Annotated in this window: 11 protein-coding genes and 1 pseudogene; 1 reads left to right on the plus strand and 11 read right to left on the minus strand. The window is 47.2% G+C overall.

The window, feature by feature from the left end:
• Positions 1 to 1,167: 1,167 nt before the first annotated feature.
• A complete protein-coding gene (locus ABVT36_RS06420) occupies positions 1,168 to 2,136 on the minus strand; it encodes a hypothetical protein (protein WP_368455814.1) in 969 nt (322 codons plus the stop codon).
• A 405-nt stretch (positions 2,137 to 2,541) separates the two neighbouring features.
• Here ABVT36_RS06420 and ABVT36_RS06425 point away from each other — a divergent pair.
• Positions 2,542 to 3,652, plus strand: a pseudogene (locus ABVT36_RS06425) (IS3 family transposase).
• Between the two features lie 46 nt (positions 3,653 to 3,698).
• Here the strand turns inward: ABVT36_RS06425 and ABVT36_RS06430 are convergent.
• The 10 genes from ABVT36_RS06430 to cmk form a co-directional block, all read right to left on the minus strand.
• Positions 3,699 to 4,973, minus strand: coding sequence for a cytochrome-c peroxidase (locus ABVT36_RS06430; protein WP_368455816.1), 1,275 nt, complete (start codon positions 4,971 to 4,973; stop codon positions 3,699 to 3,701).
• Positions 4,974 to 4,981: 8 nt separating this feature from the next.
• Positions 4,982 to 5,932: a FixH family protein gene (locus tag ABVT36_RS06435; RefSeq protein ID WP_368455817.1), complete on the minus strand. Its 951-nt coding sequence runs from the start codon at positions 5,930 to 5,932 to the stop codon at positions 4,982 to 4,984.
• Between the two features lie 117 nt (positions 5,933 to 6,049).
• A complete protein-coding gene (locus ABVT36_RS06440; protein WP_368455818.1) occupies positions 6,050 to 7,381 on the minus strand; it encodes a choice-of-anchor B family protein in 1,332 nt (443 codons plus the stop codon).
• A 1,291-nt stretch (positions 7,382 to 8,672) separates the two neighbouring features.
• Entirely contained in the window at positions 8,673 to 8,981 is a 309-nt protein-coding gene (locus ABVT36_RS06445; protein WP_368455819.1) for a ComEA family DNA-binding protein, read from the minus strand.
• Between the two features lie 114 nt (positions 8,982 to 9,095).
• Positions 9,096 to 9,803, minus strand: a complete 708-nt coding sequence (pyrF, locus tag ABVT36_RS06450; protein WP_368455820.1) for an orotidine-5'-phosphate decarboxylase — start codon at positions 9,801 to 9,803, stop codon at positions 9,096 to 9,098.
• A 42-nt stretch (positions 9,804 to 9,845) separates the two neighbouring features.
• A complete protein-coding gene (gene lapB, locus ABVT36_RS06455) occupies positions 9,846 to 11,036 on the minus strand; it encodes a lipopolysaccharide assembly protein LapB (RefSeq protein ID WP_367151486.1) in 1,191 nt (396 codons plus the stop codon).
• Between the two features lies 1 nt (position 11,037).
• Entirely contained in the window at positions 11,038 to 11,346 is a 309-nt protein-coding gene (locus ABVT36_RS06460) for a lipopolysaccharide assembly protein LapA domain-containing protein (RefSeq protein ID WP_368455821.1), read from the minus strand.
• 56 nt (positions 11,347 to 11,402) lie between these two features.
• The gene (gene ihfB / locus ABVT36_RS06465) at positions 11,403 to 11,711 is read right to left on the minus strand and encodes an integration host factor subunit beta (protein WP_367151484.1); all 309 of its coding nucleotides are present in this window, start codon (positions 11,709 to 11,711) and stop codon (positions 11,403 to 11,405) included.
• Positions 11,712 to 11,852: 141 nt separating this feature from the next.
• Positions 11,853 to 13,532 carry a 30S ribosomal protein S1 gene (gene rpsA, locus ABVT36_RS06470; RefSeq protein WP_367151483.1) on the minus strand — a complete coding sequence of 560 codons (1,680 nt, stop codon included), beginning with the start codon at positions 13,530 to 13,532 and terminating at the stop codon, positions 11,853 to 11,855.
• A 152-nt stretch (positions 13,533 to 13,684) separates the two neighbouring features.
• Positions 13,685 to 14,398 carry a (d)CMP kinase gene (gene cmk / locus ABVT36_RS06475; protein WP_368455822.1) on the minus strand — a complete coding sequence of 238 codons (714 nt, stop codon included), beginning with the start codon at positions 14,396 to 14,398 and terminating at the stop codon, positions 13,685 to 13,687.
• Between the last annotated feature and the right edge of the window lie 4 nt (positions 14,399 to 14,402).

Below are 14,402 nucleotides of genomic sequence, written 5' to 3' on the forward strand. Positions count from 1 at the left end.
ATACAGAATCTCTCCTGCGGGTCAGAACAATGGGGATTCCTTTTTCTCATTCTTCTATACAAAAAAAGTGAAAAATTTAGCGCTGTGATCGCAATTAAAAGAAGTATCGATCTGTGCATAGGCGATAAAAATTACAGCCTAATAAATCAATAACTGTTAATAAATAATGCAATCCATAAAAATATTGTCCGGAGCATTTAGGTAAACCAAAATAATAAAGTGACGCATACTTTATTACGTAAAAATTGTTATTCATTCTCAAATTTAAATATATATACATCAAAAACTGTCTATTAATTATAGAAGAACTTTCGTAAAGAAGTGTCTCGAAATGCAAAAATAAAAAAAATAATTCAGTGTAAGTTTCATGAAATAGAAAAATATATTGCTTGTCAGTCACTATTCAAATTATTATTTTGATGTAGAATAATTCGAATTTATGAAGTATGGTCGGATACTCGCACTATCATCAGCATGTATTGAATTTACGCGCGACACATTTTGGTTGACACCATGAAATTTTCAATAGATTTCTGAGATAGAATGTGTAACAAAGGATCGGAAAAAATATAAATATTTTCAAACCTGTTAAAACATTCTTGAAAAGAATTTATGCAAATTTAAACTTCCGTAAATGTTATATTTTTATACCCTATTTTTTTATAAGAAAATTTTAATCAAAAATAGTCATTTATATAAATTAAAGATGTTATAAACGTAGTAAATAAACTGGCACTAAAACTAAATTGATTTATTTGAACTTCTACTGGTTAGAGTGAAAAATCTCTACTTATTTATGATATAATCTAGGATTAATTCAAAAAATACAGAGGGCACCTAGATTTGTAACAAAGCTCGCCGTAAAAAGTTACAAAGATCTCAGCACTAAACGGTATTCTTTTTTTGAAATTTCATTAAAACCATTTTAGTATAAAATAAAGACACGAATCTTACCAAACTATATTTAAAATATAATCAGATTAAGTTTATCTGTGATTGATAAATATGAGCTTATTATAAAATTAATACGCACTCATGGAATAGAGTAAATCGCATTGTATTTTGATCAAATTATTTTAAACTTCAAACGAATAGTATAATTCTCTACCCATATTATCATTTCAAGTATTGTATATGAGTAGAGAATTATACATGCTCATTTAATTATTAAATTCCATTATTAACAGGTTCAATGATCTTACACTCACAGACCCTTTTAGTTTCTACATTAGTTCCTGTGATTTCGGAATCTTGGTGTAACTCAATATTTTTTGCAAAGAGGCAGCCCTTATATATTTTTCCATTTCCAAGAACCACTTTAGCGTAAGGTGCATATAGTTTTCCAGTAAAATTTCCATTGATAGATAGATCTCCCATTTGGGTCGTGCTATCTGACGGGTTACCGTGGTTAGTATAAACCGTCAGTGAATTAGGAAAATGGCGCGTCGATATTCTATCACCCCAACGAAATTCTTTGTCAACAAGTAAGGTATGTTTGACACTGTTGTCTTCTAGCATGAAAGTCGCTGCATCCTCTATGATTAATCTTTTGAATGTATATTCCCCTCCTCCACTTAATCTGAGTTCAGCTTGTCCACGTACAATCACTTCACCATATCTACCTGGTACAAGGGTTCGAGTGGTATTTGCTTCTAGCGTATAGTTAGTTGTGCCAGTAGTAATTTCCCTAGTAGTTATTTCTACTGAAGGAAGATTAGGAACCGTTTCAATCTTACTACGAAGATAGTCAGGGGTAAGATTATTATTTTGAGTAACTAGTGAAAATCCTTCTATATACCTTTTAAAGCGAAGTTGACTTACTGTAATATCAGTATTTCGATCGAAAACAGTTCCAATAACATCAATCATTAAGGCTTCCACGACTGCATTTGAGCCTATATCTAACGCTCTGTTACTGGGCTGATTGTCATTTCCTACTCTAATATGATCAACAGAAACTTCTGCCCTATCATTTATCTTTAAAAATTCAGAAGCTGCAAGGCACCCATCCGGTGATTTAATTGTAACTGTAGTGCACTCCACTTCCACACCCACATCAGGTTCTGTACCCTGGGCTACCGCTGAAGTAGCCATTAACCCAAAAATAAAAAATCCTGTAATAAAAGATTTATTCATAATTTATTCCTATCTATAAAAATATTTATTTCACATAATTAATTCTAATTATCATTAATATATCTTAAATTTTTACTTCTCCTTAAAATTATTGATGTATAAATAATCTTTAAATAATTTATATTCTCTACACATGGACAGCGTCAACACTTCTTTACTTTCAATTCTAAAACTTTGATCTTGTTCTTATTTCTTTAACTTCATAGTGAATTTTCTGTAAGTATACCGACTACCACTTTACATATATTTTTGTAGCATTGATGATTGATAAAGCCACATTTTTTAACAACCAACAATTCAGCAATGTTGAGTCGAGCCAATCCCGCTTACACATCGTAAGCTTCCCCTTTAAGTAGACAGTTTCAAACTTAGCGCATTCTGACAAACTATGGTCAGGAGGCCGACATGAAGAAATCAAAATACTCGGACAACCAGATTGTCTCGATCCTCAAGGAGACCGAGGCGGGGATGTAGGTGAAGGAGGTGTGCCGCAAGTACGGTATCAGCTCCCCCACCCACTATGCGCGGAAGGCCAAATTCGGTGGTCTGGATATGTCGCAACTAAAGCGTATCCGGGCGCTGGAGGCAGAAAACGCCAAGCTGAAGCGTATGTACGCCGACAAGGCCATGGAAGCCGAAGCCATGCGGGATCTGATCGAAAAAAGCTCTGAAGCCGATCGAGAAGCGTGATGCCATAGCGTACCTGGTTGAGGCGCACGGGCTATCCAAACGCAAAGCCGCCCGCGGTATTGGGCTATCTCGATCGGCCCTGTACCAGCCGCTGGTGGACTGGTATGAGCGAGATCGGGACGTGATCGAGCCCCTGTTAAAGCTGGCGGAGCAATGTCCGGGGCTCGGTTTCTGGAAGCTGTTCGATCGGTTGCGGCGCCAAGGTTGTACCGCCAACCACAAACGCGTTGGGCGTATATACCGGGAATTAAAGCTCAATAGGCGTCGTCGCACCAAGAAGCGGCTGCCGGTGAGGAAGCCTCAACCGCTGGTTGCACCCCAGCAGCCTAACCAGATTTGGTCCGCCGACTTCATGAGTGATGCACTTTATCGAAGCCCAAGGTTCCGCACCTTCAACATCGTTGATGACTTTAACCGAGAATGTCTGGCCATTGAAATTGATACCTCACTGCCCAGTGCGCGGCTAGTCAGAGTCTTCGAACAGCTCAAGGAAGAACGCGGATTGCCGGACATGCTGAGAACAGACAACGGCCCGGAATTTCTTGGACAGGTATTTACTGACTGGTGTCGGGAGCATGGCATTCTCATCGATTACATCGAGCCGAGTAAACCGAACCAGAATGCATTCATCGAACGGTTCAATCGCAGCTACCGAACCGAGGTCTTAGATGCGTACCTGTTTGAAAACCTCCGCGAAGCAAGGGAGGTTACATGGAACTGGCAGCTGGAGTACAACGAAGAGCGTGATCACGATTCGCTCGGTGGGCTCACACCCGCCGAGTTTTACCAACGAGCAGAAAACTCTAGTTTTGAGTTGTCCACTTGACGGGGAAGCTTACGATAAGGACCATCCCTTAGTAAACACATTGGTTTCAGTCAGGTGCCTTCCAAAGTGGATCGTCTAATGAAATAGGTGAAGACAAAGTATGTAAAAAAGCACTCAGTTGCTTTATCTGCATCTCATCCAGCTTTAAGGGGAATATGTCAAAGTGGGGGCGACTCGGATGTTGTTCACGATCATAATAGGGTGGAGTCGGACTATTGTAATGTGCCAATACCGCTTCCAGAGTGGCAAATTGTCCTGCGTGCATATAGGGGGCTGTGTGAGCGACGTTGCGTAAAGTCGGGGTTTTAAATGCACCGACCAATTCCCGGCCCTGCTTCTTTAAAAAACGCATCTCCTGGCAATCATCAGGATCTGCATCACTTTGTTCGGAGAGGCAAGTAAAGGCATCTTGCTGCAATAACATTACACCCGCATAGCGTCCCAAATCCACATTTTCCAGATCTGCTTCAGGTGCGCCAATATTATGGAATTCATAGTTTGTGAATAGTGGTCCATTGTGGCAACTGGCGCAGTTGGCACGGCCCATAAATAATCGCATGCCAGCCACTTCATCTTCATTCATTAAATCAGCCAGTAGTCGATCATTAGTTTTATCTCTTTGTAACTGCTCTACAAATCGATCAAACCGGGCAGGTTTAAAATTCAATTTACGCTCATAGGCCATTATAGCCTTACCTACCTGGCTAAAAATCTGATTTACTGAAGTCTTTTGCCTGCTTGTTAATCTGCCAAATCTCCTCGGTCTATCGATAACCTTTTTTAGTCGTACCCAATTTACTTTATTGGAAAATAATATATCAAAATCTTTCTTATAGTGCTTTCGGATAATTCGCACTATTTCAATGGGATCGAGTCCATGTTCATTGGCATCCTGCAATGGTCCCAGTGCCTGGGACCACAAGCTGTCTTTTCGACCATCCCAAAAGAACCATGGGCTGTAAGGAGCGCCAAGTATAGTCGGTGCATTTCTCCTGGTGATGCCCAAAGCTTTGGAGCGGGCAATTCCATCAGTGAAATACTTATGTGGCTGGTGACAGCTGGCACAGGAAACCTTCCCATTGACGCTCAGCCGCTTATCGAAAAACAGTCGCTGACCGAGAGCAGCTGCTCTAGGGTCATCGGCTACAAGATTATCCGATGCAATTGGCATAGACGGCAAACTTGCCAAAGAAAATTGCTTGAGAAAGGCAACATCTGTATCAGTAAAATGATAGCTCCCCTTAGCAAGGGCAAAATTTTGAGTGGTATCAAACAATAAAGCTAACAATAGTTGAAAACATATTAGAAATTTTTTTTTCACGACAGTGCCTATAGGCGAAGATTAAACGTAACACTATCTTCATGATCGTTGGTATTGATATTAAACGTCATCACCCACCACCCTGACATTTGGAACTTCACACCTTGCACCCGATAAATCCCAGGATCTATTTCCTCTGTAACGCGCGGCTGTGTTGGCAGGCCGTGTACATGGCCCGGCATATGCCCTTCTATTTCAATACCAGCGCCACTCAAAGGCTTACCATCGAGTCTCGACAACAGCAAACGCCACTCATGGATTTGATTCAGAGGAACCAAAGTGGTTTCAGTTTCTGGTTCCACATGAGCAAAAACTTTAAGTTTTCTGGAAATCTTGAAGCTGCTAAGATTTAGCTCTCCGGGTATATTCTGCCCACTTAGTGAGGGCACCTCCAAACTCATATCCGAGTTTGAATTAGTTTTCCCTGCAGATGAATTTATATTCAATTTTCCAGGATGTACACTGCGAATATTGGTATTATGTCCTGTGATAGGGCCATTATTTTTGGAGCTTCGTATCCTGTCAGTTAAACGGATATGTGGTCGCCAAATCTGTATATAGGCCTTTTCCAACAGGATAAGCGCTCGCATGCGCTGATCCAATGCCTGATTGCGCAGTCTGCTGACTTGATCCTGCCATAGAGGAACTTCTCCGGCAATTATACTAATCGTATCTTTGATTAGTTGATGTCCATTGCCTTCTGGTATTACATCCAGTTGACGACGTAATTGGCTCAGAGATTTACGCAGTCGATTACTGTGAAGGCTTAAAGATACAGATTCCGCTTGCGCCTCCTCGGCGTTATGTAGCAATTTTTGTCCAACTACTAGCATTGTCTGACTAGTTTCATCGTATGTATTATTTTCTTCTAAAAAACTGATTTCACTTGCTGCAGCTGTCAACGAAAAGAATAAACACATTATTATATAATTACCACGAAAGTTAAATTTCGTCTGCATTATTCTTCCTAAAAAATTCAAGTTATGTAGATTTCTTCAACCTATCTCCAGCGTCAACTAATATCGAGATAGCCTGTGCGTATTGCGCACAGGCTATTTGCTAGTTGACTACGCTTATTACTGCAAGTTTGCAATTTTTTGGTTTTGAATTGCGTTCCAATCAGGACGCACTATATACAAACCATTTCCTATGTCACTTACAATAATGTTACCACTGGAGAAATAGACATAACTACTCCAGGCACCGGAGAACTGTGCACTATTTGAACTTGGAATCGTATCAAAATAAGCCACTTCCAGGAGGCTACCAGAAGCGATATTAGCTGCATCCAGAATACGTAAACCTGCCCGGTAATTACTTTCAAATACATAGCCATTATTTGTGTATAGGTTGTGGTCTATGGCTCTGGTTGGCCCCACATAACGCCCCGTCTCAACCGGTCCATTCAGGTTACTCACATCAAAAATATAAGAGGTCGTGTTTAGACCCCGAGACGCTTCATCCTGTTCATCATTCATAATTAAAAAGGTATGATTGTCGTCCAGAAACCATCCCTGATGAGTATATCTGGAACCCTGATATCCTGTTCGCGATAACTGTTGTGGGTTTAGCTTGTCGGTCATATCCACAATGGTAATAGTATCTTCATTGTAGCCGACGCAAATCTCTCGACCCACATAAAATGAGTCCGGACCTGAATAAATAACACATTGAGCATCATGGGTATAACCGTCGGAGGAAAAGCATCCTGCATAACGAGGATTATTTGGAGTGGAAATGTCCACTGTATACAGACCGCCACTGCATTGATTACTACCGACGACGTAGGCATACCCGCTATCCTCATTGATAGCGATATTGTGGGCATTTCCAAATCCACCCATATGCGCGGTTTCACTAAGTGTCTGGCCTGGGGAAGGCAGATTGCGCAAGGTGCGCAGATCGAACACCTGGAGACCGTGCGTACTATTGCCAAATCCATCGGCCACAATAAAGACGTGGTCATTATAAACTTTCATATCACGCCAGGAGGACGATCCATTGTTGTGCGACGGCAAAAAACCCAGAAATACTGGTGCATCTGGCACAGTTATATCTACAAATGAAGTCCCGTTGGTCCTTCCCACTATTGCAATCTCAGCGCCGGTTTGAGGGTCGGAATAACCCCATATATCGTTAAGATTGGCACTCCCACCACCCATTTGACTCTTGGATACAAATGACATCAAATCAACATTCCTGCAGGGAAACCCTCCGGCATTTCCGTTCAAGCAGAATTGAATCGCCTGCATATTACTATTTAGCCTGCGTAAATCCTGCGGCAATCCGCCATTATTGCTTTCGTCAAATTTGTAATTGTCTGGAAACATGGCGCTATGGCTTAAGGCAAAATGCGAAATTAGCAATAAAACCGCGGCTAAGCTATAGCGTTTGAAGAATTGGAACATTGCCTGTGACTCCTTGTGCTGTTGGCGAGTAAATTCACTTTAAATATTCAATCTACAACCATCTTCAGACCGGATAGTATGTTCGAACCCTTTAAAGAAAATCTATTTTGGGCAAAAAACATTATCTATTGTGAGAAGGAATTATTCCTGCAGCAGACCTTCGATTTATTATTCATGTATCTTTTAAAGCCATCTCCTTCTAAAGTAGTCCAAGAACCGATGTAAATTTTATCTAAAAAATATATTTCAACTACTAGCTTAACTACAACTACTCGAGAAATATCAAAATTATTTTTTTAATCCAATCATACTTGAATATAAATTAGTCATTTAACAGCTATAGATACCAGCTCCAACGTATACTCCTGGATATTTATAACTTTTCTCGAAGGTAACCATCAACGCTACATACCTTCAAGATTTCTAGCCAAAAAATACGACAGCGATTTATTGCTCTATTTCAACTTCTCGGGTGATACGACGACAAAAGCCAATCCATTCGAGGCTGATTTGGCGGAAAAACCACTTATTTGGTCAACCGAAAACCACTTGATAAGGTCATAAAACAGTTGGTGCTTCTTGGATTTTAATCGAGAGATGTGGCGCCTATTATTTTATAAGGAGACACTATATCATAAAACTGTAAAGAACTTGTGCTTGCCGGTTGAAATGTGCGCTTATCGTTTTCACCAGGCATATATAACTTCCTGAAATTATCGCATCGGAAATATTTCATACCTGCATCAACAAGCATATTGAATGCATGATCTATGGGTTCTGGCTTAATAATGTGACCTAAGGAGTGATTGTGAAGTATTCAGGAATTGGGGACATTAGCCACATAGCAAAATTTATTTGCATGTTGGTGCAACAACTTTGGGTAGTCGGCACAGCCTTTTAAGTATAGCCACTTCGGATCTTCGCTTAATCACTTCTGCCTTAGCTGCTCGAGCAGGGGCGGTATTTCCTCAGCCAAAGTTCATAGGAGCTGCTTGGATAGACTATCCAGATATTGACAGATTTGGCTTATGGAACTGGGCTGAAGTATTGGTTGTTATTTATGATAATGGTTCTATCTGCACTGAACCTGCTGCAGACTGGCCATCAACTGACCCGCCTTCGCGGACCATTGTGAAAGCCATTGACATATGAGGGCTTACACCATTCTGTGCTCGGCAGCGACACATCCCTGTGCCGTTTTAATCCTGCGAACATTTAGTTGTCAGATTTTTAGTCGCAACCGTTGTTCAGTACCTGATTCTAAAAGGTCTTCGTAGTCAGAAATAGCGTATTAAAGGAGTATTCGGCTGCGGTTTTTCTCCAGGGTGGCAACCCCAACCCCCTTGACCTCGAGCAGCTGCTCCAGTGTTGTAAAAGGGCCATTGGTCTCGCGGTATTTGACGATCATTTCCGCGCGCGTCTGACCCACACCGTCCAGCTTTTGCGCCAGCTCCTCGGCGGTAGCCGTGTTCAGGTTGACAGTAACGGCGGCCACCTCGGCAGCCTCTCCCGCCGTCTCTTGCGCCTGTGATAAGCCACATGCAAGCGTAAGAATCAGAATAGCAAGATAAAATGGAACAGATTTATTAAATAGGTTCATTAGCCGACTCCCAGTGAATGTTGATTAGCTTCACATCGGGACTGCTTTTACCTCCCCTAGCCCAGCCACTGTAACAGTTCTTTCGGCCCTGACGAAAAAAATAATTACGCGTAATTACATTCCCAATTCGACAAAAATCCTGCGCAACGCCGCTAGCGGTTCGGCCGTACCGGTTATCGGCCGACCTATAACCAGGTAATTGGAACCCCATGCCACTGCCTGCGCCGGAGTCACGATACGGTGCTGGTCATCGCTGGCGGACCCAAGTGGACGTATTCCCGGTGTCACCAGGGTAAAGTCGGGCCCACACACAGAACGCAGTGCCTGCGCCTCCCTTGCGGAACACACTACCCCATCCAAGCCGCTGTTCTGCGCCAACTGTGCCAGAGACACCACCTGTTCGCCGATGGGACGCGCCACACCGATCTCGGCCAGTTCTTCCGTTGCCATACTGGTAAGCACAGTGACGCCGATCAGCAAAGGCTTGTCACCGTCGATCGACTGCAGCGCAGCTGCAGCGGCCTGCATCATCCTGGTACCGCCACTGGCATGGACATTCACCATCCATACCCCGAGCTTTGCCGATGCCCTGACCGCCGCCGCGACTGTATGGGGAATATCGTGAAACTTGAGATCCAGAAAGACCTGGAATTCCCGCGCCACCAGCTCTTTCACCAGCTGCGGCCCGGCGATGGTAAACAATTCCTTGCCCACCTTTACCCGGCACAGGGAAGGATCCAGCAAATCGGCCATCGCCAGCGCCGCAGCACTGTTGTCGTAATCGAGCGCAACCACAATGGGAGATAAAACGTCGGACTGCAAAGAGGACACCTCGCTTGAATAAATCTGTGACAGAATGACTTGCTACTCGCCTTCCACACCCTTTACCGATCGCACTGTATCCCAGCGCTTGCAGCTGGGGCAAAGCCAGTGCAGCTGATTGCCGGAAAATCCACAGTGACTGCAACGATAGTGGGGCCTGGTAGCAATCAGCTGGTCGATCAGTGTCTTCAGCAGCGATAAATTTTCCCGCGCGCGTCCCTGGGTACTGTCGATATGCAATTCAAGAAAGTGCCCCAGTCCCCGCAGTGAAGGGCGCATGGCCAGCTGTTTGCCCATGAACGCCGCGGCAGCGGCCTCGCTCTGTTCCTGCTGAATGCGGTCTGTCAGAGTGATCAATACACTGTTGGAGGGATGCTCTTTCAACAGAGCTTCCAGGTATTTGTCCAGCCCCTTTTCGTCACCTACAGCGATATAGCAGGTTATCAGCAAATCCAGAATTTCCGGGATATAGTCCGGATTGTGCTTGGGAATGCGCTGCAGTACTTTGATGGCCTCACCGGGGCGGTTCAACAGATACTCTAACTGACCCCAGAGCAGATTGGCACGCACCGAATTCCGGTCAAACCCAAGGGCCGAGTCAATATGCTTGCGGGCGCTCAAATAATCTTTGCCATTGATCGCCTCGTCCGCAAGCTCACAGCAGAAGTGCGCCTGGATCGGATTCCACTGGGAGGCGAGGCGTTTGAAACGCCGCCCCCCTTTGAGCAGGTCCACGGCATGCACCGCCTTGGCCCACTCCCGCTCGTCGCGATAAACCTCAACCAGATGTTCAAGACTGGTGTTGCGCAGATCTGGCGAGGTTTCCACCAGCTCCTGCAGCAGGCGCTCGGCACGGTCCAGCCAGCCGGCGGCTATATAATCGCGCGCCAGTTCAAGCTGGGCTTTTTGCTGGCTCTGCCGCGACAGGCTGGGGCGCGCAAGGAGGTTCTGGTGTACCCGGATAGCCTGATCATGCTCCCCGCGTTTGCGCAACAGGTTTCCAAACGCCAGGTGTGTATCGAAAGTGGCACTGCTGACTTCAAGGGAATCGATAAACATATCGATCGCGTCGCCGTGACGCTCGTTCAACAGGTAGTTGAGACCCTGCGCGTAGGAGCGGGCCAAAGCCTGCTGATCGGAACAGTCTGTTTTGTTATTGGCACTCCTGCGGCCCAAAAACCAGCCGACAGCGATCGCCGCGAACAAAAATAGGAAGAAGGGGAAATCGGCCAAGCTAGTCTCCGGAAACTGTTCGGCGCGCCATATGCGACTCTTTCTCGGACCGCCGCAGTTGCCTCTCCAGCCTGTGGACCCGCCGCCGCTCGGTATAGAAAGGCGGCAGACCGGCCAAAACGCCAAGCAGTGCACCCAGCAGCAGGAAACCGATCAACCAGAAGCCCACGCTCCCGGTCGGCAAAGCATAGCCACCGAGGGTGGGCGTGATGGATTGCGGATTATCCACAGAAAAATATACGCCGATAACGACACAGAACAGGGCCAGCAGCCCATAGCAAAGACGCAACAACCAGTGTAGGAATGACACGGAAACCTCCAGTCTCCGGAAGAGCTGATAGATATAATCGCCAAGTATATTGGCGATTATGTTTCGGTCACTGTCTCTCGATGCATACGCTCATTGACACGGTCTCGCAACTCCTTGCCCGGCTTAAAGTGCGGAACATACTTGCCCGACAACTCCACCGCATCACCGGTCTTGGGGTTACGACCTGTACGGGGTGCGCGGTAGTGCAGGGAAAAGCTGCCAAAACCGCGTATTTCGATGCGCTCTCCCCTGGCGAGCACATCCGACATGGAATCCAACATCACCTTTACCGCCAGCTCTACGTCCTTGACCGGCAGCTGGTCCAACCGTAAGGCAATCCGTTCAATCAACTCGGACTTGGTCATGTGCCGCAAATCCCTGTGTAAGTCATTGATAATCCTAGATTAGAGCGGCAATCATCCAATAGAAAGCCGGACTGGGCAACCCCGGTCCGGCTCTTTATAGCACCAGGCAATAAACCTGGCACAATTGACAACTCTGGACAATTAGTCCTTGTTGTTCATCTGCGCCTTGATCAGGTCACCGATTGTGGCCGGTTGCACCTGTTCTGCCTGCTTCTTGCTATGGTCCTTGATGGCCTGCTTCTCATCATCCTGGTCCTTGGCTTTGATGGACAGGCTGATCACGCGGTTCTTGCGATCCACGCTGGTGATCTTCGCTTCCACCTCTGCACCATCTTGCAGAACATTGCGGGCATCTTCCACCTTATCGCGGCTGATTTCGGAAGCGCGCAATATGCCTTCCACCTCTTCAGCCAGGGTGATTACCGCGTGCTTGGCGTCAACTTCCTTCACAGTACCAATGACGATACTACCCCGGTCGTTGGTGGCCACGTAATCCGAGAAGGGATCCGACTCCAGCTGCTTGATGCCCAGGGAAATACGCTCGCGGTCGGAATCAATTCCCAGGATAACCGTTTCAATCTCATCGCCTTTCTTGAACTTGCGCACAGCTTCTTCGCCGGCTTCGTTCCAGGAGATGTCGGACAGGTGAACCAGGCCGTCGATGCTGCCGTCCAGACCGATGAAGATACCAAAGTCTGTGATCGACTTGATTTTGCCGGAGATTTTATCCCCTTTGGCAAATTTGCGGGCAAAGGCATCCCAGGGGTTTTCCTGGCACTGCTTGATGCCCAGGGAGATACGGCGGCGCTCTTCGTCGATATCCAAGATCATCACCTCGACCTCGTCGCCGACATTGACGACTTTGGACGGGTGGATGTTCTTGTTGGTCCAGTCCATTTCGGACACGTGCACCAGGCCCTCGACGCCCTCCTCCAGCTCGGCGAAGCAGCCGTAGTCGGTCAGATTGGTCACAACCGCCTTCACGCGGCTGTTTTCCGGGTAACGCTGCTTGATGGATACCCACGGATCCTCGCCCAGCTGCTTCAAGCCCAGGGATACGCGGCTGCGCTCCCGGTCGAATTTCAGCACCTTGACTTCAATTTCGTCACCGACGTTCACGATCTCGCTGGGGTGCTTGATACGTTTCCAGGCCATATCGGTGATATGCAGCAGGCCGTCGATACCACCCAGATCCACGAAAGCTCCGTAGTCGGTAAGGTTCTTGACGATACCCTTGACGCTCATGCCTTCCTGCAGGCTCGCCAGCAGCGCTTCGCGCTCCTCGCTGTTTGCCGCTTCCATGACCGCACGGCGGGATACCACGACGTTGTTGCGCTTGGCATCCAGCTTGATAACTTTGAATTCGAGTTCCTTGCCCTCCAGGTGGGCGGTGTCGCGGACCGGCCGCACATCCACCAGAGAACCGGGCAGGAAAGCGCGGATGCTGGCCACATCCACCGTGAAACCACCTTTCACCTTGCCACTGATCACGCCCTTGACCACTTCGTCTGCAGAAAGCGCAGCATCGAGTATCTTCCACGCTTCGGCGCGCTTGGCCTTTTCGCGGGACAGCCGGGTTTCACCGAAACCGTCTTCCACGGCTTCCAGAGCAACCTGTACTTCGTCGCCCACCTGCAGTTCCACTTCACCTTTTTCGTTGGCAAATTGGGCGGCGGGGATAACGCCTTCGGACTTCAGGCCCGCGTGAACGGTTACCCAGTCTTTGTCCACGTCGATTACCACACCGGTCACAATCGCACCCGGTGCCATCTCTACGCTTTTCAGGCTCTCTTCAAATAAATCAGCAAAGCTCTCGCTCATTACCTTACCTATATATTGGGCTCAACCGGCGCTAACTCGATATTCTAGTCATTCACCAGTCGCAGCCCCACCGCGCTGCCAGCACGCGGGCCGTATTACAACAGCGGCCGGGCAATTCTGGCTGACCCCGGCCGCTGTCATTAAAATCTTGTTCACTGCTCCCGCCACTGGGAACCAGCCTGGGGAATACGCTCGCGCACCAGCTGCAAGACCTGTTGCAGAACCCCTTCTATACTGGTGCCGGTGCTGTCCAGCAGCACCGCATCTTCAGCGGGTGTCAGTGGCGATGCCCGCCGGTTCATATCCCGGGCATCCCGGGCGCGGATATCCTCCAGCAGGTCGCGGAGGCTAACAGAAACACCGCTTTCCCGCAACTGTTCACAGCGGCGCCTAGCGCGCTCCTCCGCACTGGCGGTGAGGAATATTTTCAGCGGCGCATCGGGAAACACCGTGGTGCCCATATCGCGGCCATCGGCCACCAGTCCGGGCGGTTGGCGGAAATCCCGCTGGCGCTGCAGCAACGCCTCGCGCACGGCCTGCACCGCCGCCACTTTGGAAGCCGCCATGCTCACACGCTCAGCGCGGATATCTCCACTGACGTCCCTGCCCTCCAACAGGGCTGCAACCCCCTTGTCGCTGAGTTGGAAACAGATGTCCAGGCCGGCGGCTATCCCGGCCAGGGCGGCGCCATCATCGAGATCCAGGTTCCGGTTCAGGGCCGCCAGGGCGGTAAGGCGGTATAGGGCTCCGGAATCCAGCAGGGCGTAGTTGAGCCGGTCAGCCAACAGCTTGGCGATGGTACCCTTACCGGAACCGCTGGGTCCGTCAATGGTGATTACGGGGGACAGAGATTGGGGGTCGGTCATAGTG

It is taken from the genome of Microbulbifer sp. TYP-18, assembly GCF_040932045.1.
Classification (GTDB): Bacteria; Pseudomonadota; Gammaproteobacteria; order Pseudomonadales; family Cellvibrionaceae; genus Microbulbifer.

Excerpts from the sequence above, each read along its gene's own strand:
- ABVT36_RS06445 (WP_368455819.1), bottom strand. The coding sequence starts at position 8,981 with ATGAACCTATTTAATAAATCTGTTCCATTTTATCTTGCTATTCTGATT.
- ihfB (WP_367151484.1), bottom strand. The coding sequence starts at position 11,711 with ATGACCAAGTCCGAGTTGATTGAACGGATTGCCTTACGGTTGGACCAG.
- ABVT36_RS06420 (WP_368455814.1), bottom strand. The coding sequence starts at position 2,136 with ATGAATAAATCTTTTATTACAGGATTTTTTATTTTTGGGTTAATGGCT.
- cmk (WP_368455822.1), bottom strand. The coding sequence starts at position 14,398 with ATGACCGACCCCCAATCTCTGTCCCCCGTAATCACCATTGACGGACCC.
- rpsA (WP_367151483.1), bottom strand. The coding sequence starts at position 13,532 with ATGAGCGAGAGCTTTGCTGATTTATTTGAAGAGAGCCTGAAAAGCGTA.
- ABVT36_RS06440 (WP_368455818.1), bottom strand. The coding sequence starts at position 7,381 with ATGTTCCAATTCTTCAAACGCTATAGCTTAGCCGCGGTTTTATTGCTA.
- ABVT36_RS06435 (WP_368455817.1), bottom strand. The coding sequence starts at position 5,932 with ATGCAGACGAAATTTAACTTTCGTGGTAATTATATAATAATGTGTTTA.